The sequence below is a fragment of the Geomonas sp. Red32 genome (assembly GCF_023652955.1).
Classification (GTDB): Bacteria; Desulfobacterota; Desulfuromonadia; order Geobacterales; family Geobacteraceae; genus Geomonas.
On record NZ_JAKLOY010000008.1, the window covers coordinates 89,446 to 115,079 of the forward strand.

Annotated in this window: 22 protein-coding genes; 6 read left to right on the top strand and 16 right to left on the bottom strand. The window is 61.8% G+C overall.

What is annotated here, in order from left to right; genetic code table 11:
* Together L4X63_RS18805 and L4X63_RS18810 are read right to left on the bottom strand one after the other, a co-directional pair.
* Positions 1-774 carry an ABC transporter ATP-binding protein gene (locus L4X63_RS18805; RefSeq protein WP_250680200.1) on the bottom strand — a complete coding sequence of 258 codons (774 nt, stop codon included), beginning with the start codon at positions 772-774 and terminating at the stop codon, positions 1-3.
* Between the two features lie 121 nt (positions 775-895).
* Positions 896-3,076 (bottom strand): aldehyde ferredoxin oxidoreductase C-terminal domain-containing protein, encoded by a 2,181-nt coding sequence (locus L4X63_RS18810; RefSeq protein ID WP_250680201.1) that lies wholly within the window; start codon positions 3,074-3,076, stop codon positions 896-898.
* Positions 3,077-3,344: 268 nt separating this feature from the next.
* Here L4X63_RS18810 and L4X63_RS18815 point away from each other — a divergent pair, with 268 nt between their 5' ends.
* Both L4X63_RS18815 and L4X63_RS18820 read left to right on the top strand, forming a co-directional pair.
* Positions 3,345-4,628 carry an O-acetylhomoserine aminocarboxypropyltransferase/cysteine synthase family protein gene (locus L4X63_RS18815; RefSeq protein ID WP_250680202.1) on the top strand — a complete coding sequence of 428 codons (1,284 nt, stop codon included), beginning with the start codon at positions 3,345-3,347 and terminating at the stop codon, positions 4,626-4,628.
* 83 nt (positions 4,629-4,711) lie between these two features.
* A complete protein-coding gene (locus tag L4X63_RS18820; RefSeq protein WP_250680203.1) occupies positions 4,712-5,176 on the top strand; it encodes an SRPBCC family protein in 465 nt (154 codons plus the stop codon).
* Positions 5,177-5,293: 117 nt separating this feature from the next.
* Here the strand turns inward: L4X63_RS18820 and L4X63_RS18825 are convergent, their stop codons facing one another.
* The 12 genes from L4X63_RS18825 to pyrR all read right to left on the bottom strand — a co-directional run bounded on the left by L4X63_RS18825 (position 5,294) and on the right by pyrR (position 20,926).
* The gene (locus L4X63_RS18825) at positions 5,294-6,166 is read right to left on the bottom strand and encodes a pseudouridine synthase (protein WP_250680204.1); all 873 of its coding nucleotides are present in this window, start codon (positions 6,164-6,166) and stop codon (positions 5,294-5,296) included.
* A gap of 18 nt (positions 6,167-6,184) precedes the next feature.
* On the bottom strand, positions 6,185-7,504 hold the full coding sequence (locus L4X63_RS18830) for a hypothetical protein (RefSeq protein WP_250680205.1): 1,320 nt from the start codon (positions 7,502-7,504) through the stop codon (positions 6,185-6,187).
* Position 7,505: 1 nt separating this feature from the next.
* Positions 7,506-8,432 (bottom strand): ABC transporter ATP-binding protein, encoded by a 927-nt coding sequence (locus L4X63_RS18835; protein ID WP_250680206.1) that lies wholly within the window; start codon positions 8,430-8,432, stop codon positions 7,506-7,508.
* A gap of 415 nt (positions 8,433-8,847) precedes the next feature.
* Positions 8,848-11,019, bottom strand: a complete 2,172-nt coding sequence (gene recG, locus L4X63_RS18840; RefSeq protein ID WP_284694719.1) for an ATP-dependent DNA helicase RecG — start codon at positions 11,017-11,019, stop codon at positions 8,848-8,850.
* Positions 11,020-11,552: 533 nt separating this feature from the next.
* Positions 11,553-11,741 carry a DUF1858 domain-containing protein gene (locus tag L4X63_RS18845; protein WP_250680207.1) on the bottom strand — a complete coding sequence of 63 codons (189 nt, stop codon included), beginning with the start codon at positions 11,739-11,741 and terminating at the stop codon, positions 11,553-11,555.
* Between the two features lie 40 nt (positions 11,742-11,781).
* Entirely contained in the window at positions 11,782-12,258 is a 477-nt protein-coding gene (greA, locus tag L4X63_RS18850) for a transcription elongation factor GreA (RefSeq protein ID WP_250680208.1), read from the bottom strand.
* Between the two features lie 106 nt (positions 12,259-12,364).
* Positions 12,365-15,613, bottom strand: coding sequence for a carbamoyl-phosphate synthase large subunit (gene carB / locus L4X63_RS18855; protein ID WP_250680209.1), 3,249 nt, complete (start codon positions 15,611-15,613; stop codon positions 12,365-12,367).
* A gap of 53 nt (positions 15,614-15,666) precedes the next feature.
* Positions 15,667-16,581 carry a radical SAM protein gene (locus L4X63_RS18860; protein WP_250680210.1) on the bottom strand — a complete coding sequence of 305 codons (915 nt, stop codon included), beginning with the start codon at positions 16,579-16,581 and terminating at the stop codon, positions 15,667-15,669.
* Between the two features lie 25 nt (positions 16,582-16,606).
* Positions 16,607-17,731, bottom strand: coding sequence for a glutamine-hydrolyzing carbamoyl-phosphate synthase small subunit (gene carA, locus L4X63_RS18865; RefSeq protein WP_250680211.1), 1,125 nt, complete (start codon positions 17,729-17,731; stop codon positions 16,607-16,609).
* A gap of 255 nt (positions 17,732-17,986) precedes the next feature.
* Positions 17,987-19,261: a dihydroorotase gene (locus L4X63_RS18870; protein WP_250680212.1), complete on the bottom strand. Its 1,275-nt coding sequence runs from the start codon at positions 19,259-19,261 to the stop codon at positions 17,987-17,989.
* A gap of 136 nt (positions 19,262-19,397) precedes the next feature.
* A complete protein-coding gene (locus L4X63_RS18875) occupies positions 19,398-20,333 on the bottom strand; it encodes an aspartate carbamoyltransferase catalytic subunit (protein WP_250680213.1) in 936 nt (311 codons plus the stop codon).
* Between the two features lie 59 nt (positions 20,334-20,392).
* Entirely contained in the window at positions 20,393-20,926 is a 534-nt protein-coding gene (gene pyrR, locus L4X63_RS18880; RefSeq protein WP_250680214.1) for a bifunctional pyr operon transcriptional regulator/uracil phosphoribosyltransferase PyrR, read from the bottom strand.
* Positions 20,927-21,411: 485 nt separating this feature from the next.
* Between pyrR and yhbY the strand changes: the two genes are divergently transcribed.
* Positions 21,412-21,705, top strand: coding sequence for a ribosome assembly RNA-binding protein YhbY (yhbY, locus tag L4X63_RS18885; RefSeq protein ID WP_250680215.1), 294 nt, complete (start codon positions 21,412-21,414; stop codon positions 21,703-21,705).
* A 73-nt stretch (positions 21,706-21,778) separates the two neighbouring features.
* On the opposite strand, the gene L4X63_RS18890 is transcribed toward yhbY, so the two are convergent.
* Entirely contained in the window at positions 21,779-22,927 is a 1,149-nt protein-coding gene (locus L4X63_RS18890) for a deoxyguanosinetriphosphate triphosphohydrolase (protein ID WP_250680216.1), read from the bottom strand.
* 291 nt (positions 22,928-23,218) lie between these two features.
* Here L4X63_RS18890 and rsmD point away from each other — a divergent pair, with 291 nt between their 5' ends.
* From rsmD to L4X63_RS18905, 3 genes are all read left to right on the top strand, one after another.
* The gene (gene rsmD, locus L4X63_RS18895) at positions 23,219-23,800 is read left to right on the top strand and encodes a 16S rRNA (guanine(966)-N(2))-methyltransferase RsmD (RefSeq protein WP_250680217.1); all 582 of its coding nucleotides are present in this window, start codon (positions 23,219-23,221) and stop codon (positions 23,798-23,800) included.
* A complete protein-coding gene (coaD, locus tag L4X63_RS18900) occupies positions 23,791-24,276 on the top strand; it encodes a pantetheine-phosphate adenylyltransferase (RefSeq protein ID WP_250680218.1) in 486 nt (161 codons plus the stop codon). Before rsmD ends, coaD begins: the two co-directional genes overlap by 10 nt.
* Before the next feature lie 174 nt (positions 24,277-24,450).
* Positions 24,451-24,645 (top strand): DUF1858 domain-containing protein, encoded by a 195-nt coding sequence (locus tag L4X63_RS18905; RefSeq protein ID WP_250680219.1) that lies wholly within the window; start codon positions 24,451-24,453, stop codon positions 24,643-24,645.
* A gap of 85 nt (positions 24,646-24,730) precedes the next feature.
* Here the strand turns inward: L4X63_RS18905 and rocF are convergent, their stop codons facing one another.
* A complete protein-coding gene (gene rocF / locus L4X63_RS18910; RefSeq protein ID WP_284694716.1) occupies positions 24,731-25,621 on the bottom strand; it encodes an arginase in 891 nt (296 codons plus the stop codon).
* Positions 25,622-25,634 lie beyond the last annotated feature (13 nt).

Here is a 25,634-nt window from a genome sequence, read left to right on the forward strand (position 1 = left end):
TCAGACCTCCGCCCCCGGTTCCTCGAGGAACCGTATCAGTTCCGGTGACTTCGGATGGGCGAGGAGATCTTCCCCCCTCCCCTCTTCCAGGATCCGTCCGGCCTCGAGGTACAGGCAGTAGTCGGCCAGCCGCTCGGCGAGCCTGAGGTCGTGGGTGACCAGGAGGACGGTGAGCCTTTGCGAGTGGCAGATCTCCCGCAGGGTCGCGGCCAAGGCGTCCGAGGTACGGCGGTCGAGGGCGCTGGTCGGCTCGTCGAGAAGAAGGACGCTGGGCTTGGTGATCAGGCCGCGGGCAAGCCCCACCCGCTGCTGCTGCCCCAGCGAGAGCGAACGGGCGTCCCGCTCGACCAGGGAGGGATCGAGCTTGGCAAGCGAGAGAGATTGGAGGACGGCTTCGCTTCCCGCCGAAGGGAGCGGCTGCTGGCGGTAGAGGAAGGGGCGCTGCAGGTTTTCCAGCACGCTCCCGGCGAACATGAACGGTTTCTGGGGGACCAGGGCGACGCGGTGACGGAGCTCGATGGGATCGATGGTGGCGATGTCGGTTCCCTCCACCAGGATCCTCCCGCCCGAGGGCTCGGCGAGCCGGTTCAGGAGACGGATAAGGGAACTCTTGCCGCCGCCGGAGGGGCCGATGATGACGGTAATCTCGCCGCGGCGGGCAGAGAAGGAGATCTCGCGGACGATCTCGGTTTCCACCCCCTCCTGGCTCTTTCTCGTTACCGAGACCCGCTCGACCTGAACAGAGACGGAATTTTCGGAACCAAACTCACTCATCGCAGCTTCACCGAATCCTCATCCCACCCCCAACAAAACGGAAGCGAGAGCCCCCCAGAACGTAGTTCAGAGTTCCCCCCCTTGTCAAAGGGGGGACAGGGGGGATTTTGTCTCAAAAGGATCAGTTGTACGCGACCAACTGCTCCCGGGTCTCCGAGGTCAGGTGATCCCAAAGCCCCAGCCCCTTCAGGGTATCGACCTTCGGGATACCCTTCTCGCTCCAGCCGCGCTCCTGGTAGTAGACCTGGATCAGCTTGCGGAGCTCCTTTTTGCGGGCGTCCATGAGGCTCGTGCGTTTGTCGGTGGTGGAGAGAGCCGCCAGCTGGAGGTCGTCCAAGCCGAGCATCCTTTTCAGCTCGGCATCGTTATACTCCTGCTCGCTCTCGTAGAGGGCATCTTCCGTCGGCCCGATCGCCCGGTCGGGGATCCAGTCCTGGGCGATGGTGTCCTCTCCGTAGCGCATGACGTTCATGACCCGCTGCAGGTTGATGTCGCGGTCGGTCCGCTCGAAGATCTCCTCCCACCGCAGGTCGGTGCCGAGCACCCCGTTGTAGAAATCGGCGTAGATCTCCTGCGAGGCCGGGTTGATGTAGACATCCCCCTCCGCCCTTTTGGCAGAGTCCGGGTTGAAGACGTCGACCCAGGGGAGCTTGCAGACGCCGAGGTTATCGTTGCCAAGGCGCACCCGGGGGTAGCTCATCAGGGCGCGCGCCTTGTCCTCGAAGGTCGGGAAGGCACCCAACAGATCCGACTTGATCAGCCAGGCCGCCGCATGATGGGCGCCGATGTCGCTCGCCGCGGCGTAGGAGCCCTGCATGGAGAGGGAACGGTGCGTCCGGTAGAAGGAGAACGGAAGCCCCTTGGTCTGCATGGCGAAGAGCTTGAGATCGGCTACCGGGTCCTTCCCGGTCCGCTTCTGGTACCGCTCGGCGACCCACCGCTTCAAGGCAACCATCCCCTGCCCGGCCATGCGGGCAAGTTCGGTGTCGCCGTGCGCCAGCTGGTGCATGAAGGCGAACGCCGCCTCCTCGTTACCCCAGACCATCCGGAGCCCGTCGCTGTCGGCCACGGTGAGGTAGCCGCGCTGGAAGCACTCCATGATGAAGGCCATGATGGTGGCGGTGGAGATGGTATCGATGCCGTAGTTGTCGCAGTGCCAGTTGGCCTCCATGATGAACTCGGCGCTCCAGATCCCGAGGTTGGAGCCGAACCCGGCCGCGGTCTCGTACTCCGGCCCGTCGACCCAGACCTTCTGGCCTGCGTGGGTCCCGGAAACCAGCGTCACCCATCCCCCCTTGTTGCACTGCAGGTTGCACCCCGGGAAGCAGCCGTCCATCCCCCGGTGCTCGAAGAGATTCTCGGCGTAGTGCTTGCCGCAGATCTGCACGGCGCGGGGATCGCTCCCCCCCTGGAAGTTGTGGACCGGCAGCGACTGGTACTCGTGCTTGCTCATGAAGGTGATGAGCCCGACGCTCCCCTTGCGGGCCATCTTGAGCTGCTGGGGATCGACCTCCTTGACCACCTTGTGGAGACGGCTCCCGGCATTTTGCACCTTGCTCCAGTCGGCGGCGCCGTAGGGGTTCTCCCCCTGCGGGTAGTTGGCCAGCACCACGATGGCGAGCACGTTCTTGTCGCGCATCACCGAACCGATGCCGGTGCGCCCGGCCTGCTTGGAGCGCCAGACCCCCTTGCCGCCGTCCTTGGCCGGCTTCGTGATATCGAAATAGTGGCTGTTGATGCAGCCGTAGTTGGTGTTGGCGGCGCCGATACCGGTGGACATGAAGGCGATGTTGCGGCGCTGGTAGCCGGCGGCCACGAAGCGGTTCTCCACGTCGGCCTGCACGTGGAACGCCTCGTCATCGGCCGCGACCTTTTCCACCGTGACCTCGTTCGTGTAGCCGTTCACGACGATGAGCACCGGCTGGTCCGACTTGCCGGTCACCTGGAGGGCGTCGAAACCGGCGTATTTGAGATAGGCGCCGAAGTAGCCGCCGAAGTTGGAGACACCGGGAACACCGGTGGTGGGAGAAAGGGAGACAGCCATCGCCTTGGCGGTGCCCGGGAACTGCGGGATACCTCCCAGGGGGCCGTTGGCAAGGATCAGCGGGTTTTGCGGATCGAGCGGCTTGGTGGCCGCGGTAGTCGCCTTGTGGAGCAGGTAGAGGCCGAGACTGCGCCCGCCGATGAAATAGTCGCGGACCTGCGGATCGAGATCCTGGATGGCGATGGAGCCCTTTCCGAGATCCACATTGAGAATCCTGTTGGCATAGCCGCGGTGAAGCCGCGCCGGTTCGTAATGCATCCTCTCGATTCCTCCCTTACTTTCTCAAGCCATTTCAAGCCGGATAAACGGCATCACAAGCCCTATCCACTATATGACGAAAGGCATAAAGTCAAGATAAATAAGGAGAAGATACTCTGAGGCAAGTCAGTAGAGCCTTTCAAACTGGAACCTGAAACAGCGAACCTAGAACAGCGGTTAGTTCGATTTCCCCTGCAATGACTGCGACAATCTGCTATATTCTACGGCGCTGTCTGCAGGAATGATTTTTCAACCAGGAGGAGACCAGATGAAAAAGGATTGGCGGATAGAGACTCAGGCGATTCAGAGCGGCTACGTTCCCAAGGACGGGGAGCCGCGCATACTCCCGATCGTGCAGAGCACTACGTTCAAATTCCAAAGCGCCGAGCATGTGGCGAAGCTGTTCGACCTGGAGGTCGGCGGCCACTTCTACACCCGGCTGAGCAACCCCACCGCCGAGGGGTTCGAGACCAAGATCGCTGCCATGGAAGGGGGGATCGCCGCCATGGCCACCTCCAGCGGGCAGGCGGCCACCACCATCGCGGTGATGAACATCTGCCGGAACGGCCAGCACATCGTCGCCGCCAGCACCCTCTACGGCGGGACCTACTCGCTCTTCGCCAACACCTTCCCCAAGATGGGGATCGAGGTGACCTTCGTCGATCCCGAAGCGAGCGCCGCCGAGATCGAGGCAGCCTTCCGTCCCGAGACCCGGGCCCTGTTCGGCGAGACCATCGGCAACCCCGGCCTGAACGTCCTCGACTTCGAGAAGTTCACGACCATCGCCAAGAAGATGCAGGTCCCCCTCATCATCGACAACACCTTCCCGACCCCGTACCTTTGCCGTCCGTTCGAGCACGGCGCGGACATCGTGATCCATTCGGCAACGAAGTACATCGACGGCCACGCCACCAGCGTGGGCGGGGTCATCGTGGACGGCGGCACCTTCGACTGGGGCAACGGGAAGTATCCCGAGCTGACCGAGCCCGATTCCAGCTACCACGGGTTGAAGTACCTGGAGACCTTCGGCAGCCTCGCCTACATCGTGAAGGCGCGCGTGCAGTATATGAGGGACCTGGGCGCCTGCGTGGCACCGCTCAACGCCTTCCTGTTCAACCTGGGACTGGAGACCCTGCCGCTTCGCATGCAGCGTCACAGCGAGAACGCGCTGGCACTGGCGAAGTATCTCGAGACGCATGACGCGGTGAGCTGGGTGAGGTATCCGAAGCTGGAGAGCCACAAGAGCTTCGGGCAGGCCGAGAAGTACCTGCCGAAAGGGGGAAGCGGCGTGCTGACCTTCGGGATCAAGGGAGGGGCCGAGGCCGGGAAGAAGTTCATGGAGAGCTGCCAGCTGATCGCGCTGGTCGTCCATGTCGGCGACGCGAGGAGCTGCGTGCTCCATCCCGCCACAACGACCCACCGCCAGTTGAGCGAGGAAGAGCAGATCGCCTCCGGGGTCACCCCCGACCTGATCAGGCTCTCGGTCGGCATCGAGCACATCGACGACCTGATCGCCGACGTCGAGCAGGCGCTAAAGGCGAGCCAGCAGTAAGAAGAAAAAGGAAAGTAAAAGGGGACTGGCTTCGCATGCCAGTCCCCTTCTTATAGGAACGATCCACGGACGAGGAGGAGCCTATGCCTCTGGAGAAACTCGAACGGACCCAGCTTATCCCCACCACCCTCGCCGAGGCCTGGAGCTTCTTCAGCCGTCCCGGCAATCTGGCAGCCATCACCCCTCCCTCGATGGCCTTCCAAGTCACCTCCGCTCCCCAGGAGACGATGTACGCCGGCATGATCGTCACCTACAAGGTGAGCCCGATGCCGGGCCTGCCGCTGAACTGGGTGACGGAGATCACCCACGTCGAGGCGCCTTCCTTTTTCATCGATGAGCAGCGGATCGGCCCGTACCACTTCTGGCACCACCAGCACCACTTCCGGGAGGTGGCCGACGGGGTCGAGATGCGGGACATCGTCCACTACCAGCTTCCCTTCGGTCCGCTCGCCCTGCCAGTCAGCTGGCTGGTGAAGCGGCGGCTGGAGGCCATCTTCGGCTACCGGGTGCAAGCGGTGGAGCGCATCTTCGGCAGCGGTAAACCCTAAACACCCAATGACATCAAAGTCCCCCTTTGAAAAAGGGGGCTTTAGGGGGATTTCCTCCTGCTCCTCACGGCAAATCCCCCCCGCCCCCCCTCTTTCAAAGGGGGGAGCTGAATGCCGTTACCATTGCAGTTGCCTCTCCGACCGGAACACCCTCTCCTCCCCGTTCAAGGGGTCCACGAACCGCAGCTCCCGGGCGATCAGCTGCAGCGGCTTCGCGAAATCATCCGCCCGTTGCGGCTGGAGCTCCGGATAGAGCCGGTCGTTCTCGATGCCGAAGCCTAACCCGCTCATGTGTATCCGCAACTGGTGGGTCTTGCCGGTCACCGGCCGCAACTGAAACTTTCCCCGCCCATCCTTCACCGCTTCCAGCTTGATCGCCGAGCGCGCATTCGGCTCCTCATCCACGCTACGCATCCTGAACCACGGATCTCCCTTGACGATCCGCGACTCCACCAGCCATTCATCCACCGTCGGAAGTTCTTGGCAGCGGGCGACCGCCTCGTACAACTTCTCCACTTTCTTATCCCGGAAGAGCCGGCAATAGGCATCCCTGGTTGCCCGGGTGGCGGAGAAGAGGACGAGGCCAGCCGTCTCCCGGTCGATCCGGTTGATCGGGACCAGGTCGGGGTTGCCGGTCGCCTTCCGGAGCCTGTTCATGAGGCATTCCTCGACGTAGGGACCACTCGGATTGACCGGAAGAAAGTGGGGCTTGCAGCAGACCAGCAGGTGGTCGTCCTGGTACAGGATCCTCTCGCGGAAGGGAACCACCGGCTCCCTGTCCACTTCCCTCCGGTACAAGAGACGCTTCCCCGGACAGTAGGAGGAGTCGAGGGTCACCGGGTGCCCTGCCTCGTCAAGAACCTTTCCGTCCAGGATCCGCCTCTCCCAGACGGCCCTGGAAATGGCGGGAAACCGGGAGCTGAAAAACTCCGGGAGGGAGGGATACGGGAGATCCGCGGCCGGCATGGTGACTTTCGAAAGTTGGATCACGAGATGAGCCTCTTCATGTTACCCGCGGACGGCGGCCACTTTCCTTCTCCATCGCCCGGAGAGCAGGAAGAGCGCGGCCGCCATTTCGACCAGGGGAGCCACGACCACGAGGAACAAGGGCTGAGTCGTAATCGGCCAGAACAGGACGGTCGCCATGTCTCCATGAACCGCCTCGACGATGATGGGGACGATCGCGTACGCCATCACCAGGTATAGGACGTTCAAGAGCTCGGCACGCCGGTTGTTATCGGCCAGATTCAGGAAGAGCATCACGCTCAGATCGCGCACCATGAACAAGAGGACGGCAAAGACGAAGGCGGCGGTCTTGAGGATGGTCCCGTTGGAGGCATTGCCCGCCACCATGACCACTGCCATCACCGCTACCAGCGGCGCGGTCAACAGCCACCGGGGTGCCTTCTGGAGAAATGCCCCCGCCTTTCGCTCCCTGACAAGTTGCTCAACGCCCCGCAAGGTGACCGGATCCTTCCGCTCGATGAACGCCATCAGGTAGGTAGCGCCCAGGGGAACGTAGAACGCGACCAGGATGGCAGGATTGATCCCCTCGAACCCGGCCCCGGGTTTGGCGCCATACAGGAAGCCCGCGAGGTAGATCATCATGAAAAGGACGAAGGCGAACCACGAGACGGGGGAATTCTTCATCTGCAATTCCCGGCGCATCAATTGATAGACACCGAGAATGGTCCAGGCGGCGAAGGCCGCGGTGCTGAGCAGGACGAACTCGGGACCTCCGTAGCTGTTGCCGAACCAGGTGGCCGGTTTCTCCCGGCTGAACACAAGGCTTACGAAGGGGGTGACGGCCACGATCCCGAGCAGAAGGATCGCCGTCGTCTGGCTCTTCACGAACTTCCGCTCCTTTTGGATCGAGAGCAGGCTGGCCAGCAGACAGACGGCGTGCCCCAGGATGCCGGCGAAGACCAGCGAGAAGACGGTCTCCAGAATCCGCGCATACGGCGTGTCAGGAACCGAAAGGGCATAGAACGCGAGGCAGATCGAGGAACCGTACCAGGTGTAAATGGTACTGCCAAAGAGCTTGCCGAGGACCAGTTGCCAGGGAGTCAGCACCGACATCCGCTGGCCGTCCCAGGTATGCTCGCGGATCTCGTTCATGATCGATTCCGCGGCGAGCTTGGTGCCCCAAAGGACGGTGATGAGGAAATAGAGAGAGCCGGCCGTCTGTGAGATCTCCGCCCCGAACTTTCTGGCGTTACTGACATAGGCAAGAAAGAGCACCGAACCGATGACCAGCGGCATTCCGATCACGCGGTAGCCGCTCAGCTCGAGCCAGACGTTTTTCCTGAATTCCGGATTGTTGGACATGTCAGCGTACTCCCTTCTGCCGGTCGCCCTGCACCGTCCGCAGGTAAACGTCCTGCATGTTCTGCTTCGACTGTCCAAAGGCGCAGACGCGCAGGCCGCCGGCGATCATCTCCCGCAGCAACTCGTGCTGACGGGCGGGATCCGAACTGCAGGAGATGAGAGCGGAGCCCTGGTTGACCCGGACGATCTCGACCCCCGCCAGCTGCAGGAGTGCATTTTCCAGGTCAGGCAGCGCTTCGGCCACCCTCAGCTCGAAGAGCGCCTGCTCCTCGCGGGCAACGAGGGGGGTGTTGTCGATGATCCGCCCCTCCTGCAACACGAGCATGTCGGTGCAGTACTCCTCGAGCTCGGAGAGGATGTGAGAGGAAACCAGCAGCGTCATTCCGGCTTCCTGCAGCCGCCTGAAGAGCAGCGACAGGGAGTGGCGGGACTCCGGGTCAAGCCCGGAGGCGGGCTCGTCGAGAAGGAGCAGACGGGGGCGATGGATGATGGCCTGGGCGATGGCAAGGCGCTGGCGCTGGCCGCGGGAGAGTGAACCCGCCTTCTGGTTCAGTTTCCCGTCGATCTCGAGTTGCCGGGCGCAGGAGAGAATCCAATCCGGCTGGGTTTCGGGATCTACGCCGTGGGAGAGCGCGGCATAGTCGAGACACTGCTGGGCGGTCAGTTCCTCGTAGAGGCCGAAGAAGTCCGAGAGGTACCCGATCTGACGATGGGTAGCCCGGGGATCGGCAAGGATGTCGCGGCCGTCGAGCAGGATGGTGCCGGAGACCGGCTCCTCCAGGGCGGCCAGGCAGCGAAGGAGCGTGGTCTTGCCCGCACCGTTGGGACCGACCAGGGCAGTGATGCTTCCCTGCCGCAGGGAAAAGGAGACCTCTTTCAGCGCGCGTTTCCCGGGATAATCAAAAACGAGCGACCGTACCTCGATCATACAAAGCCTCCGCGAAGACAGTGAGAAAGTGGATTGCAGGTACCCCCCTTTGCGAAGGGGGGACAGGGGGGATTTGCTTTTGCTTTGCTTTGGGATCCGAAGGAGTTCGTACTTAAAACTGATCGGGGAAGCACAACCCGGTTGGGTTGCAGTGGAAGTAATAGATGGCGACGAAGATGACAGCCGCGAGGATGTAGACGCCGATGATAATGAAAAATGTGCGCAGGTTGTGCGATTTCATAGCAGCGTACCTACCCCAATGTAAAAGACCTCTTTAGCGCGACCCCAAGCCGCGCCCAAACCACCCACAGCCGCCCTCACGTTCCCCCCTTTGCGAAGGGGGGACAGGGGGGATTTGCCTTTGAGCCTTCCGCCAAGAGGACAGGCACCTGGCAGAGCCAGTCCCCCTCTCTGGTTAGCCGATGGAGGCCAGCTCCAGCCGGCCGCCCCAGCGGTACATCAGCTCGCTCTTCAGCCTCTCGTGCCCCGGCGCCCGCAGCTCGGGATCGCTTTCCACCAGTGCGAACGCCTCCTTGCGCGCCTGCTCGAGAACGCCGCCGTCCCGCAGGATGTCAGCCACCTTCAAATCGGGAAGCCCCGCCTGCCGGGTGCCGAGGAAATCCCCCGGCCCCCTGATCTCCAGGTCCGCCTCGGCAATGGCGAACCCGTCGGTGCTTTCTACCATGACCTGCAGCCGTTTGTCACCATCTTCGGAACGCTGGAAGCCGGTCATCAGGATGCAGCGCGACCGCTCGCTCCCCCGCCCTACCCTGCCGCGCAGCTGGTGCAACTGGGAGAGGCCGAACCGCTCGGCGTGCTCGATGACCATCACCGTCGCGTTGGGGACGTCGATACCGACCTCGATGACCGTGGTGGCGACCAGGATGTCGATATCCCCCTTCTTGAAGGCGAGCATGGTGGCTTCCTTCTCGGCCGCCGTCATCCGTCCGTGCAAGACCGCCACCCTGAGGTCCGGAAAGATATCGTTGGCCAAGTGCTCTGCCATCTGCACCGCGGCCTTCAGGTCGCTCTTCTCCGACTCCTCGACCAGGGGGTAGATGACGTAGGCCTGCCGCCCCTTGGAAATCTCGTCCCGCACGACGGAATACATCTCGTTGCGGCGGGATTCCCGCACGATACGCGTCTCGATGGGGGTGCGGCCGGGAGGAAGCTCGTCGATGACCGACAGCGCCAGGTCCCCGAAGACCGTCATGGAGAGCGTGCGGGGGATCGGAGTCGCGGTCATCACCAGGATATCCGGGTTTTCCCCCTTCTTCTTCAAGAGGGCGCGCTGCACGACGCCGAAACGGTGCTGCTCGTCGATCACCCCGAGCCCCAGCCGGTGGAACTCCACCTTTTGCTGGATGACGGCATGGGTGCCTACCACGATCTTGGTTTCCCCGGAGGCGATTCTATCCAGCGTATCGCCCTTCCCCTTCGAGCTCGAGGTGAGCAGGGCCACGCTGATCCCGAGCTGCTCGCAATACTTGTGGATGTTGAGGTAGTGCTGCTCGGCCAAAAGCTCGGTCGGGGCCATGATGGCGACCTGGTAATCGTTCTCCACGCAGATGAGCGCCGCCAACAGAGCCACCAGCGTCTTTCCGCAGCCGACGTCCCCCTGCACCAGGCGGTGCATGGGATGCGGCGACATCATGTCCTCCTTGATCTCGGAGAGCACGCGTCTTTGGGCGTTGGTCAGGCTGAAGGGAAGCAGTTTGAGAAGCTCGCGTGTGTAGCGGTGGGCCACCTGGAAGGCGATGCCGTCCTCTACCGCGATGCCGCGGCGTTTGAGGGCGAGCCCCATCTGCAGGAAGAAGAGCTCGTCGAAGGCGAGCGAGCGGTGCGCCTCCCCTTTGCCCAAGTTGAGATCGGCCACCTTGCTGTCCGGGTCGGGCGCGTGCGCCTCCCTGAAGGCGACCGGCAGAGAGAGGACTTTTTGGCGCTCGGCGACGTCGGCGGGAAGACAACCGGTGACATAGCGGCTGTAGCGCTGCACCGTCTCCCTCATGATCTTGCGCATCACCTTCTGGGTCACCCCTTCCGTGAGGGGATAGACCGGGAGGATGCGCCCGAAATTGTCCGGGTCCCGTGCCATCACCTGGGCGAGGTCCTCCCCTTCACCGGCCCATTCCACCTCGGGGTGGTGCATCTCACGCTGGAATCCGAACTGCGACACCTCCCCGATGAAGATTCCCCGGCGGCCAGGCTCCCAGTTCTTCTTCATGAACATCGGGTGGAAGTGGAACCATTTCAACGCCAGGCTCCCGCTATCGTCCTGCACGATGGCCTCGAAGTACTTCCTCCCCCCCTTGGTCACCATGGGCTGAGCGGAAACCACGGTGCCGAAGAAGGAGTAGGTGGCGCCGGGGCGCAGATCCCGTATCCTCTTCAGCTCCCGCCGGTCCTCGTAGCGGTTGGGAAGCACGTAGAGCGCATCGTGCACCGTGGCGACCCCCATCCGGGTCAGCGCCTCGGCCAGTTTGGGCCCCACCCCCTTGATGAACTGCATCGGCGTCTTCAGCTCCTGCGGGATCTCCACCTCGTGCGGAACCGCCCGCCCCTCTCTTTGAAAAGGTTCGTCCCCCAAAGCCGGTGCTCCCGAGGTCCCCCCCCCTTTGACAACGGGAGAGCTCAAGGTCCCCCCCTTGTCAAAGGGGGGACAGGGGGGATTTGCCGTTCCCGCCTGAAGAGGCAATGGCTTTTCTTCCGAAGGGGCGATTTCCGCCGAGCCGGCCCCTTCGGCAACCGTAGACGCAAGCCCACGTTTAGCCGGAGCAGTCGAAGCCGCCGACTGATGCGGCGCTGATGAAGCCAGCTCAGTCAGATCGAGCTGTTTTGCCGGCTTGGTGCTCTTGCCGGTAACAGGCTTGGCTGAATTGTTTGGTTTAGGAGTTAGGCGGAGGGTACCGTCGACGATTTCGGCTTCAAGCCGGTCGCCTGCCTTCAGCTTCAGGGAGTCCCGAAGCTCGTCAGGAATCTTGATGGATCCATCTGGGGCGAGCGAGATGGTCGGCATGGGAGTGGGGGTGCAAAGAGAATCCTCCCTAGGGGTCAGGTCTGGAAATGGGACTAACGAGTCAATTTCCAGACCTGACCCCTAAGAAGGAGCTGAGGTCGGGTTTAGAAGAGCTTGTTGAGGTCGGCCAGGATTTCCTCGACGTCGATGCCGTGAGCGGAGCACCCCTGCTCGAGGCTTTCGTTCTGGGCACCCATGCAGCCGATGCAGCCGAGATTGTATTTGGCGAGGACCTTCACCACATCCGGGTGCATCCTCATGACGGTGGCGAAAGTCATGTCCTTGGTTACCATGTGTTCCTCCGTGTTCGTCCTGCTTCGTTGGGTTTTGCTGCTACTCGTAACGGATCTCGATGATCTCGTATTCCTTGGTGCCGGAAGGCACGGTGACCCGCACCGTGTCGTCGAGCTTGTGGCCGATCAGGGCCTTGCCGACCGGGGAGGTGCAGGAAATCTTGCCGAGCTTGATGTCGGCCTCGTCCTCGCCGACGATCTTGTAGGTGATCTCTTCCTCGCTGCCGGTGTCGTAGACGGTCACGGTGGCGCCGAAAACGACCTTGTCCGGCTTGAGGTTGGAAAGGTCGACCACGTAGGCGCGGGCCAGTTTGTCCTGCAGCTCGAGGATGCGCCCCTCGATGAAACCCTGACGGTTCTTGGCGGCATCGTACTCGGCGTTCTCGGAAAGGTCGCCGTGGGAACGTGCTTCGGCAATATCCTGGATAACCTTCGGGCGCTCCTCCTTGATCAGGCGGCGGAGATCCTCCTGGAGTGCCTCGAAACTTTCCTTAGTCAGTGGAACAGTCTGGGACATCGATTTCGTACTCCTTATTGAACTAATGGGGGGGCCAGAGGGCCCCCCGTTTCAGCTGTTTGGATTGTGAAAGGGGAACGTGAACCACGCTCCCCCGTTGAGCCGCTTATTTCAGATATTCCTGAATGGACTTCACTTCCAGCTTCTTCTGCGAGGTAGCGATAATGCCGTCTACTACTGCTTTGGCGCCGGAGGCGGTGGTGTAGTAGGCGATGTTGTTGATCAAGGTATTGCGACGGATCGAGAAGGAGTCGGCTACTGCCTGCGCACCGAGGGTGGTGTTGATCACCATGCAGATCTCGTTGTTCTTGATCGCGTCCACGATGTGCGGTCTGCCTTCGAGCACCTTGTTGACCACCTGGACCGCAACGCCTTCCTTCTGCAGATAGGCCGCTGTGCCTTTGGTGGCAACCAGCTCGAAGCCCTGATCATACAGTCTTTTGGCTAGAGTGACAATATGTTTTTTGTCGGCGTCTTTGACGCTTATGAAGACTTTGCCGGCGACCGGGAGCTTCACGTTGGCACCCATCTGGGCCTTCGCGTAAGCCTCCGGGAAGGTCTTGCCGATCCCCATCACCTCGCCGGTCGACTTCATCTCCGGTCCGAGGATGGTGTCGACCCCCGGGAACTTGGTGAACGGGAAGACGGATTCCTTGACCGAGATGTGCTCGGGGATGATCTCTTCGGTCACGCCAAGCTCAGCCAGGGTCTTGCCGGCCATGACGCGGGCGGCGATCTTCGCCAGCGGGCGGCCGGTCGCCTTGGAGACGAACGGCGAGGTGCGCGAGGCGCGCGGGTTGACTTCGAGGATGTAGATGTCGTTCCCCTTGACGGCGAACTGCACGTTCATGAGCCCCTTCACGTTCAGCTCCAGCGCCATGATCTTGGTCTGGCGGCGGATCTCGTCGATGACGGCCGGGGACATGGAGTACGGCGGGAGCGAGCAGGCGGAGTCGCCGGAGTGAATGCCGGCCTCCTCGATGTGCTCCATGATGCCGCCGATGACGGCGACCTGGCCGTCGCACAGGGCGTCGACATCGATCTCGACCGCCTCGTCCAGGAACTTGTCGATCAGGATCGGGTGCTCGGGGGAAGCCTGCACGGCGGTGTGCATGTAGCGGCGGAGGTTATCGACGTCGTAGACGATCTCCATGGCGCGGCCGCCCAGCACGTAGGAGGGACGGACCACCACGGGGTAGCCGATCCGGTCGGCCACCGCTTCGGCCTCCTCGAAGGAGCGGGCGGTGCCGTTCTCGGGCTGGCGGAGGTTGAGTTTCTGCAGCATCTCCTGGAAGCGCTCGCGGTCCTCGGCGCGGTCGATGGCGTCGGGGGTGGTGCCGATGATCGGCACCCCGGCCTTCTCGAGCGCCACGGCGAGCTTCAGCGGGGTCTGGCCGCCGAACTGCACGATCACCCCGGCGGGCTTCTCGACGTCGACGATGTTCAGCACGTCCTCGTAGGTGAGCGGTTCGAAGTAGAGACGGTCGGAGGTGTCGTAGTCGGTGGAGACGGTCTCCGGGTTGCAGTTGACCATGATGGTCTCGTAGCCGTCCTCGGCCAGGGCGAAGACGCCATGGACGCAGCAGTAGTCGAATTCGATCCCCTGCCCGATCCTGTTCGGTCCGCCGCCCAGGATGATGATCTTCTTCTTGTCGGTCGGCTCGGCCTCGCACTCTTCCTCGTAGGTGGAGTAGAGGTACGGGGTGTGGGCCACGAATTCGGCGGCGCAGGTGTCGACCCGTTTGAAGACCGGCTTGACACCGGCGGCCAGCCGCAGGCCGCGCACGTCCAGTTCCGGCATCTTCCAGAGCTGCCCCAGGAACTTGTCGGAGAAGCCGAAACGCTTGGCGTCCCAGAGGATGTCCTTCAGGTTATCCTTCGACTCCGAGAGCACGTTGAGCTGCTTCAGCTCCTCTTCCTTCTCGATGATCTGGCGGATGTTGTGCAGGAACCAGGGGTCGATCCCGGTCAGCTTATAGATCTCGGCCACCTCCATCCCGGCGCGGAAGGCATCGCCCAGGTACCAGACGCGGTCGCAGTTGGGGATGGTCAGCTTCTCGGTGAGCTTCGCGCGCTCCTTGTCGGTCAGCGCCCGGCGGGTGTCGCCGTCCGGCCCGAAGAAGCGGGACTCGAAGCCGCTAGAGCCGATTTCCAGCGAGCGGAGCGCCTTCTGGAAGGATTCCTTAAAGGTCCTGCCGATGGCCATGACCTCGCCCACCGATTTCATCTGGGTGGTGAGGGTGGCGTCGGCGGCCGGGAACTTCTCGAAGGTGAAGCGCGGGATCTTGGTCACCACGTAGTCGATGGTCGGCTCGAAGCAGGCCGGGGTCTCGCGGGTGATGTCGTTGGTGATCTCGTCCAGGGTGTAGCCGACGGCAAGCTTGGCGGCGATCTTGGCGATCGGGAAGCCGGTGGCCTTGGAGGCGAGCGCCGAGGAGCGGGAGACGCGCGGGTTCATCTCGATGACCACCAGGCGGCCGGTCGTGGGGCTCACGCCGAACTGGATGTTGGAGCCGCCGGTGTCGACGCCGATCTCGCGGATGATCTTCAAGGAGGCGTCACGCAGAATCTGGTATTCCTTGTCGGTCAGGGTCTGGGCCGGGGCGACGGTGATGGAGTCGCCGGTGTGAACGCCCATCGGGTCGAGGTTCTCGATGGAGCAGACGATCACCACGTTGTCGGCGGTGTCGCGCATGACCTCGAGTTCGTACTCCTTCCAGCCGATCAGCGACTCCTCGACCAGGATCTCGTTGGTCGGGGAGGCCTCGATGCCGGCCATGGACATCCGCTCGTACTCTTCCATGTTGTAGGCGATGCCGCCGCCGGTGCCGCCCAGGGTGAAGGAGGGGCGGATGATGGTCGGGAAGCCGACGTGCTTGATGACTTCCATGCACTCCTGGTAGTTATGGGCGAGGCCGGAGCGCGGGATGTCCAGGCCGATGCGGATCATCGCCTCTTTGAAGAGGGTGCGGTCCTCCGCCTTCTTGATGGCCGGGAGCTTGGCGCCGATCAGCTCGACCCCGAACTTCTCGAGGGTGCCGTTTTCGGCGACCGCCACCGCAGTGTTGAGGGCGGTCTGCCCGCCCAGGGTCGGGAGCAGCGCGTCCGGGCGCTCCTTCTCGATGATGGCGGCCAGGATCTCCGGGGTGACCGGCTCGATGTAGGTGAAATCGGCGAAGTCCGGGTCGGTCATGATGGTCGCCGGGTTGCTGTTCAACAGCACGACCTCGAAGCCCTCCTCCTTCAGCGCCTTGCAGGCCTGGGTGCCGGAGTAGTCGAACTCGCACGCTTGGCCGATGACGATCGGGCCCGCGCCGATGATGAGGATCTTCTTGATGTCTGTACGTTTAGGCATGGTAAATCATCTCCAATCTCTGTTCGTAAATCGTTTCCGATATTTATTGGTGTCTATTCAGCCGGTTCGTCCTGCACCCAGCCATTTTCCAGCCCGGCGTCTTCCAGCGCTTCCACCGCCTCGCCGTATTCCTCCGCGTTCACCCTTCTCTCGATCCCGGGGGTGGAGGTGGCGGCATGAGCCGGAAAATACTGACTCATCAGTGCGATGTGGGTCTCTTTTCCCAGGTGCCCGGCAATCCAGGGAAGCGTTCCGGTGCTCCCTGCCCTACCCTCGGGAAGGACCAGGTGACGGATGATCATCCCTCTAACCCCGATCCCGTTATCGTCGCACTCGAGGTGGCCGACCTGCCTGAGCATCTCGCTCACCGCCGCCCGGTTGATCTCCCGGTATCCCGGCGCCCCCGAGAGCCTGACCGCCTCCTCGTCGTCGACGTACTTCATGTCGGGGAGGTAGATGTCGACCACGCCGTCCAAAAGCTTCAGGGTCTCGACCTTCTCGTAGCCGCTGGTGTTCCAGACGATGGGTATCCGGAACCCCTTGCCGATTGCCACGAAGAGGGCCGCCATGATCTGCGGCGTGTAGTGGGTCGGCGTCACGAAGTTTATGTTGTGGGCGCCCCGCTTCTGCAGCCCGACCATCTTTCCGGCCAGCTCGGTCACCGTCAGGTCGGTGCCGTTACTGAGCTGGCTGATGGGGAAGTTCTGGCAGAATTTGCAGCTCAGCGTGCAGCCGGAGAGGAAGATGGTGCCCGATCCCTTGCTGCCGGAGATCGGCGGTTCCTCTCCCCGGTGGATGTTGGCAGAAGCGATGCGCGGCATCTTTCCCGCGCCGCAGCACCCCACTTCGTCCGCCAGCCGGTTCACCCCGCAGTTCTGGGGGCAGAGGTCGCACGCGGCAAGCCGGCGGTACCCTTCGCGGATCCGCCGGCTCAGTTCACCGGAGTTGTAAAGAGCAAGGTAGTTCATGGTACTCAAGGGGGACTTTCGAACTCTACCCCTTATGGTTCTCCATCATCTCCACGAACCTGCTGAACAGATAGTGCGAATCGTGGGGACCGGGGGAGGCTTCCGGGTGGTGCTGTACCGAGAAGATCGGGAGGTTCTTGTGAGCCATCCCCTCGACAGTCTGGTCGTTCAGGTTCTCGTGCCCGAGCTCGCAGGCGTGCGAGAGTGAGATGATGTCCACCGAGAAGCCGTGGTTCTGGGCGGTGATCTCCACCTTCCTGGTCTTCATGTCCATGACCGGGAGGTTTGAGCCGTGGTTGCCGAACTTGAGCTTCATGGTGCGCCCGCCAAGAGCCAGGCCGAGGAGCTGGTGCCCGAGGCAGATCCCGAAGATCGGCTTCTTCCCGACGAATTTCTTGATGTTCTCGATGGCCTCTTTCATCGGCTCCGGATCGCCCGGGCCGTTGGAGAGGAAGATCCCGTCCGGGTTCATGGCCAGGGCCGATTCGGCCGGGAAAGTGGCCGGGACCACGGTCACGTCGCAGCCGGCGGAGACCAGGCAGCGCAGGATGTTCAGCTTGATCCCGAAGTCGTAGGCGACCACCTTGTACTTGAGGTCCCGCTTGTCGATCTGCGGATAGCCATCGGTGATGTCCCACAGCCCCTGGGTCCAGTGGTAGGGCTTGTCGCAGGTAACGCCGGTGGCGAGATCGAGGCCGCTCATGGAAGGAATGGCGCGGGCCTTTCTGACCAGGCTCTCCGGATCGAAGTCGACGGTGGAGATGATGCCGTTCTGGGCACCCTTGTCGCGGAGGTGACGGGTCAGCGCGCGGGTGTCGATCCCCTGGATACCGACGATGCCATTCTCCTTAAGGTAGGCGTCCAGGCTCATGGTGGCGCGCCAGTTCGAGTAGCAGTCCAGGTACTCCCTCACGATGAAGCCGGAGAGGTAGAGCTGGTTACTTTCGATGTCTTCCGGATTGATGCCGGTGTTACCGATCTGGGTGTAGGTCATGGTGACCATCTGCCCCTTGTACGAGGGGTCAGTAAGGACCTCCTGGTAGCCGGACATGGCGGTGTTGAAGACCACCTCACCGCTCGTTTCGCCCGTTGCGCCGAAGGCCTTACCGGTGAAGATCCGGCCGTCCGCCAGAGCAAGCACTGCTTTCATATCTTCTCCAATTCTGTTTTTATTGCTGCGCCAACCAGTCAAGCGTCGGCAATTTACGTTAACAACCTAAATGTGGTGAACCAGCATCGGAACTCTGCCCCCAGTTGGCGGAACTCTCCTCGTCAACCGGCGGCAGGTCCTCCCCTTTGCGAAGGGGGGACAGGGGGGATTTTTGCTACTTCCGGCATCGCCCCAACCACCGGCGTCCCCCACCCCCTCGCCCCCTCCCTCCAGGGGAAGGGGAAAGGCAGGAAACTACTTCTTGTTGACTACCTGCCCCTTCACGACGGTGTAGGCGGCGGCGCCTTTCATCTCCCAGCCGATGAACGGGCTGTTCTTCGACTTGGACTCCAGCTTCTCCGCCACCACTTCCCACTTCCGGTTCGGGTCGATGATGGTGACGTCTGCCACCGCCCCGCACTTCAGGGTCCCGCGCTCGACACCGAGGATCTTGGCCGGGTTGCAGGACATGAGCGATACCAGCTTCTTCATATCGACCAGCCCCTCTTCCACCAGCTTGAGGGAAAGGGGGAGCGAGGTCTCGAGGCCGACGATGCCGTTGTAGGCAAGGTTGAATTCGACGTCCTTCTCGTCCGGGTGATGCGGGGCATGGTCGGTAGCGATGGCGTCGATGGTCCCGTCGGCGAGCGCAGCCTTGATGGCATCGCGGTCGGCCGCGCTTCTCAAGGGCGGGTTCATCTTGGCGTTGGTGTCGTAGCCGAGCACCGCCTCGTCGGTCAGAGTGAAGTAGTGCGGTGCGGTCTCGCAGGTAACCTTGACGCCGCGGGCCTTGGCGTTACGGATGATACGGCAGGAACCGGCGGTCGAGATGTGAGCGATGTGGACCGGAGCGCCGCAGAACTCTGCCAGGTAGACTTCGCGGGCCACGGCGGCGTCCTCGGCCACCCAGGGAATCCCCTTGAGGCCGAGCTCGGTGGCGACCGGCCCCTCGTTCATGACACCCTCTCCCACCAGCGAAAGGTCCTCGGAGTGGGTGATGACGGTGATGCCGATCCCCTTGGCGTACTCGAGGGCGCGGCGCATCAGCTCGCTGCTGCAGACCGGCTTGCCGTCGTCGGAAACGGCCACGCAGCCGGCTTCCTTGAGATCGCCCATCTCGGCCAGGCTCTCCCCTTTGCTCCCCTTGGTGATGGCGCCGACCGGGAAGACGTTGACCATCGCTTCCTTCCTCGCCTTGTTGACGATGTAGGAGGTAACGGCCTTGTTGTCGTTGACCGGGGAGGTGTTGGGCATGCAGGCCACCGAGGTGAACCCGCCGGCCGCGGCCGAACGGGAACCGGTGGCGATGTCTTCCTTGTATTCCAGACCGGGGTCGCGCAGGTGGACGTGCATATCGATGAGCCCCGGGGTGACGATCAGCCCGGTGGCGTCGACCGACTCGGTCTCCTCCGGAGCGGTCAGCCCTTGGCCAAGCTCCAGGATGACGCCGTCGGCGATCAGAATATCCATCACTTCGTCAATCCCCTGCGAGGGGTCAATCACGTGCCCGCCTTTGATCAACAGATTCATATTCAGCACCTCTTTAGAGAAGCAATTGGGTTGAATGACTCATTAGAATCGGGTACACTTTTTCGAAAAATACTGAGCGTTATCGGAAGGTTAACTCCCCATTTCGGCCGGCCGAAATGGGCCTCCCCCCCTCCCCTTACCCCTCGCTCGGCTCCCCGCCGCAGACGTGGTAGAGCATGGCCATCCTGATGGCGACGCCGTTTTCCACCTGCTTGAGGATGTAGGACTGGTCGCAGTCGGCCACCGACGAGGCGAGCTCCACGCCGCGGTTGATCGGACCCGGGTGCATGACCATGGCGTCCTTCTTGGCCAGGGCCAGCATGTCGGGGTTCAAACCATAGTATCGGGAGTATTCGCGCATGCTCGGAAGCAGGGTCTTGCCCTGGCGCTCCAGCTGGATCCTGAGCATCATGACGACGTCTGCCTTGTGTACCGCCTCACGCATGTCCTTGCAGACGGTGACGTTCCCCAGCCGCTCGATGCCGATCGGCATCATGGTCGGCGGGCCGGCCACGAAGATCTTCGCGCCCATCGTGGTAAGCCCGTAGATGTCGGACCGGGCCACGCGGCTGTGGGTGATGTCGCCGACGATGGCGACCTTCAGCCCTTCCAGCTTGCCGAACTTCTGACGCATGGTCAGCATGTCGAGAAGCCCCTGGGAGGGATGCTCGTGGGCACCGTCACCGGCGTTGATCACCGAGCAGGAGACCCTTTTCGCGAGAAACTCGTGCGCGCCGGAAATCGCGTGGCGCATGACGATGATGTCGGGCTTCATGGCCAGCACGTTCTGGGCGGTATCGAGGAGGGTTTCGCCTTTGGTGACCGAGCTGGTGGATGCCGAGATGTTGATGGTATCGGCAGAGAGGCGTTTTGCTGCAATTTCGAAGGAGGTGCGGGTCCTGGTGGATGCCTCGTAGAAGAGGTTGACCACCGTCTTGCCGCGCAGAGTGGGGACCTTCTTGATGTCGCGGCTGTTGATTTCGTTGAGGCTGTCAGCAGTGTTGAGCAGCAGCTCGATCTCTTCCTTGGTCAGATCTTTGAGTCCGATGATGTCTTTGTGCCTGAAACCCATACCCCCCCCTGACATTGACAGATGTTCGTGGTTAGACGTTCGCGGTTATGAGAGTGACTCTATTTCTGCAAAATGACTTCCGTGGGGTGGTTGTCGGCGTCGAAGTCGACGGCGATGTTCTCGCTCCTGCTGGTCGGGACGTTGCGCCCGACGAAGTCGGCCCGGATCGGCAGGTCGCGGTGCCCGCGGTCGACCAGGACCGCCAGCTGGATGCAGGAGGGACGCCCCTGGTCCATCAGCGCGTCCATGGCGGCGCGGATGGTCCGCCCGGTGAAGAGGACGTCGTCCACCAGGACGACCTTCTTCCCTTCGATGCCGAAGGGAAGCTCGGTCTTGCCGACCGGCAGGTGCTCGGCGTGTCCCTTGATGTCGTCGCGGTACATGGTGATGTCCACCGCACCGACCGGGACCTCGACCCCTTCGATCTCCAGGAGGCGGCAGGCCAATTCGTGGGCCAGGTGGACGCCGCCGGTCCGGATACCGACCAGCACCACGCCGTCTACCCCCTTGTTCCTCTCCAGCACCTCGTGGGCGATCCTGGTGAGCGCCCGCTTTACTCCGTTGCCGTCCAAAATTACAGTGTTTTCAGCCATTTGGACCCCCTGGAATTCGATCATAAACAGTTGATTCCACGCACTTAACAATGAAAAAGAGCCTTCACGCGCACAAAAGGCGTAAGGCTCTTCCGATAAAACTTAGAAAGAAGGACTCTTGCGTCACCTTTGCTAACCTCACAGGGCTAATTTAAAAGGCAGTCGTTCAGCAAATTTTCGCTAGATTAGCATCGGGACCAGGCGGAGTCAAGGCCAATGAGCGGGTAAAGGTATTGATTTAAATTAGATTTTACTTACCCACCAAGACCCCGCGTTTTTCCGCCCTGAGCGCGCAAAAAGTGCTTCTTTCGCCTTCTATCTGACGGCTATCCGGCTGCCGCCGACATGGCTCGCTTGACCTTACTCGCCAGTCGATGCTATAACCCGACGGAGATTTTCGCTAATAAATGAAACTTTTGCTCAAGACCGTGACGTGCCGATTCGGCAGTGAGCCGGATGGTGCAGAGGGAAAAGGAACGCAAGGCATGTTGACTGGTAAACAGAAGAGATTTTTGCGGGGTCTGGGACACTCGCTGAAGCCGGTGGTGACGGTGGGGAAAAGCGACATCAGCGAGGCGGTGCTGGCCACCACCAACGAGGCGCTGGATAGCCACGAGCTCATCAAGGTGAAGATACTGGAGAGCTGCTTCATGGACCGCCACGAGGTGGCCGAACAACTGTGCGAAGCGACCGGCGCCGACCTGGCCCAGGTGCTCGGGAGGACCTTACTTATCTACCGCCCCGCCAAGGAGCCGCGGCTGGAGCTGCCGAGGGGCTAGACCGCCAGCCCCCTTTCTCCTCTCTCCCCCCTTTTACCTCCTCTCCCCCCTTTGCGAAGGGGGGCTTCCCCTCTTACACCCTCTCGTACGGCTCGAACAGTCTCTTGAACTCGTCCAGCGCGAAGCGGTCGGTCATGCCGGCGATGTAGTCGCAGATCACCCGCTCCCGCCCTTCCCGCTCCATCTTCGCCTGGTGCTTGGAGGGGAGCAGGGTCGGATGCTTCACGTAGGTCTCGAAGAGCTCACTCAGGTAGCGCTCCGCCTTGACCCGCATCCTCTCCACCTTGTAGTGGCGATAGAGGTTCTGAAAGAGGAAGCGCTTCAGCTCCGCGTTGCGCTCGGCCATCGATTCGCTGAAGAAAACAACCTGCTTGTTGACCCGCCGGACGTCTTCCTGGGTTTCGATCCCCAGCTGCTCGATATTGGCGGCGGTGGTGACCACGAGGTCGTTGATCAGTACGCCGATCAGCGCACTGACCGTCTGGCACACACCCCGCTCGACGTCGATATTGGGGTACTTCCTGAGGATCCCCTCGTGCACCTCTTCCCACAGGGAGACTTTCTTCAACTGGGCGAGGTTGATATAGCCGGACTTGAGCCCGTCGTCTATGTCGTGGTTGTTGTAGGCAATCTCGTCGGCCAGGTTGATGAGCTGCGCCTCGATGGTGGGAACGACCCCGGGGAGGAACTCGGCATAGGGGTGGAGGGGGGTGTCGTACTGCGAGGAATGCTTGGCTATCCCTTCCCGCACCTCCCACGACAGGTTCAGGCCGTTGAAGTTGGGGTGGCGCTCCTCCAGTTCGTCGACCACGCGCAGAGACTGCAGGTTGTGCTCGAAGCCGCCCGCGCCCTGCATGAGCCGGTTGAGGACCTCCTCGCCGGTATGCCCGAACGGGGTGTGCCCAAGGTCGTGGGCCAGGGCCAGCGTCTCGGTCAGCTCCTCGTTGAGCCCCAGGCGCCTCGCGATCCCCTTCCCTATCTGGGCGACCTCCAGAGAGTGGGTGAGCCGGGTGCGATAGTAATCCCCCTCGTGGTTGACGAAAACCTGGGTCTTGTATTCGAGGCGCCGGAAGGCGGCGCAGTGAATGATGCGGTCGCGGTCGCGCTCGAAGGCGGGGCGATTGTCGCGAAACTCCTCATGATATTTACGCCCGCGGGAGGTGTTGCTTTGGGCGGCGTATCCCGCCAGATCGGCACGTTCCATGGACTGCCCGTCTCTCATCCGTGTACACCTCAAGCTTAATGATGGTTTTCCAAAGTAACGTATTTATATACCGGGAAATGACACTGTCAACACCAAAGTTGGCATTGACGGCATCTCACCCGTCATGATAATAACTGTGTTTACAAATATTGTCTCATAAAAGGGACATTGTACTGTAAGTACTGCCGCTTCCGATTGATTTATAATAGTTTCCCTCCATCTCTAAGTCACCCCATCTCTTGAAAGCCGGCCGCACCGAAGGCAAAGAAGGTGGAGGGGACGTGGGATGAGGTTTAGAGGCCAACCATAATGCGGATAATCGCTGGCGAAGCCAGGGGACGCACTCTTCACGCGCCCAAGAACATGCGGGTCCGCCCCACCGCCGACCGGGTGAAGGAAGCCCTGTTCAGCATGCTCATGAGCCGCCTGGGAGAGTTTGACGGCATGAGGGTGCTCGACATCTTCGCCGGCACCGGCAACCTGGGCATCGAAGCCCTCAGCAGAGGGTCGCAATACGCGGTCTTCGTCGATTCCCACCGGGAATCCGCCGAGATCGTCAAGAAGAACCTGGAACTGACCCATTTTACGGGGAAAGCGAAGGTGGTCGTGCAGGAAGCCGCCCTCGCCCTCAAGAACCTGGAGCGAAACGAGGCCCCCTTTCACCTGGTGTTCCTCGATCCGCCGTACAGCGAAGGGCACACCGAGCGGATCCTTGAGCATCTCTCCCACTCCCCGCTGGTGGACGGCGGGACCACGGTGGTCGCCGAGTTCTCGGCGAAAGAGCAGATCCCCACCGCGTTTGGCCGCTTGCAGGAATACGAACGCCGCGTTTATGGCGACACCGCCCTCTCTTTCCTAACCCTAACCGACAGAGGTGAACAGTGCCCCTGAAACTCGCAGTCTACCCCGGTTCCTTCGATCCTGTTACCTACGGTCACCTCGACATCATCGAGCGTGCCCTTAAGATCTTCGACGGCGTTATCGTCGCCGTGGCCAGAAACTCCGAAAAGAATGCCCTCTTCACCGTGAAGGAACGGATCGATCTGCTGACCGAAATACTCGCGGACCGCCCCCAGGCCACCATCGAAACCTTCGACGGCCTGCTGGTAGATTTCGTTCGCGAGCGCGGCGCCTCCGTCATCGTCCGTGGTCTGCGCGCGGTTTCCGACTTCGAGTACGAGTTCCAGCTGGCGCAGATGAACCGGAGTATCACCAAGGACGTGGAAACGCTCTTCATGATGACGTCGGTACCGTACAGCTATCTCTCGTCTTCCATCGTGAAGGAAGTGAGCTCACTGAACGGTCCGGTAGAGAAGCTGGTTCCGCCCGTGGTCAAGGCGGCATTGGACAAGAAGTTCGGAAGATAGTACGGAGAGAGACATGAGACCTGACAACTTGCTCCGGGTTGCCGGTAAAGGGAGTGTCTGCTAATGTTAAAGGCGCCTGTGTCAGCGGGCGCCTTTTGTTTTTCGTCAGCCAGTAAAAATAGAGGGACAGGCACCTGGCGGGGCCGGTCCCCGCACCGGTCGGGAGGCAAGGCCATGATCACCAAGGAAATGACCATCACCAGCATCCTGAGAAGTTACCCCGAAACCCTCCCCGTCTTCCAGCGCCACGGCCTGGACTGCTTCGACTGCCAGATCGCCGACTTCGAAGAGCTCGAACATGGCGCCTCCGTCCACAAACTCGACATCGACACCCTCCTCACCGAGCTGAACGGAAACATCAAGAACTAAGGCTAGTAGTGATACCGGCAGCCGATCACTACAATCCCATCCTCATCGACCTTATACACGAGCCGGTGCTCGCGAACTGCGTGGGTTAAATGATGGATTTCCCGAAAAGGGACGCGGTGAGCTCTACGGCGATCTTGGCGGTCTTGTTGCGGTGGTCGAGGATGGGATTGATCTCGACGACATCCATGCCGACGAGCTTTCTGCTGTCGGCGATGATCTCCATCAACAGCTGCGCCTCCCGGTAGCTCAGCCCCCCCGGCGACGTCGTCCCCACCCCGGGGACTTCCAGCGGATCGAGCGCGTCCAGGTCGAGACTCACGTGCAGCCGGTCGAGATGCCCGAGCCTCGCCAGCGCCTCCCGCGCCACCCGCCCCATCCCGCGCTCGTCGATGTCCCGCATGGTGTAGACCGCCACCCCGCTCTGGCGGAGCCGGATCTTTTCCTGCGGGTCGAGCTCGCGCAGCCCGATCATCACCACATCCTCCGGCTTCACCTTCCGCCCCGGCCTTCCCACGTTGACCAGCTCGGGATAACCTTCCCCGACAAGCGCCGCGACGCACATGCCGTGGATGTTGCCGGTGATGGAAGTCTGGGGGGTATTGAAGTCGCCGTGGGCGTCGATCCAGATGATACCGGCCGGGGCATCGTGGGTGATGCCGCCGATGGAGCCGATGGCGAGCGAATGGTCGCCCCCCATGAAAAGCGGGATGAAGTCCTCCTCGATGGCTGCACGCCCCGCCTGGTAGGCGGCCTCGCAGATTTTGCTGATGGAAGGGAGAAAGTGTACCTCGCGCTCATGGGCGAGCACGTCACGCACGGGAACGAGAAGGTTGCCGGCGTCCTCGACCTCGAACCCAAGGGCAGCCAGATGGGCGGCGATCCCCGCGTAACGGAGGGCACCGGGCCCAAGATCCACGCCCCGCTGGGCCTGCCCCAAATCTATCGGCACCCCGATTATCCTGATACTTTCCCGCATTGCCCTACCCTCT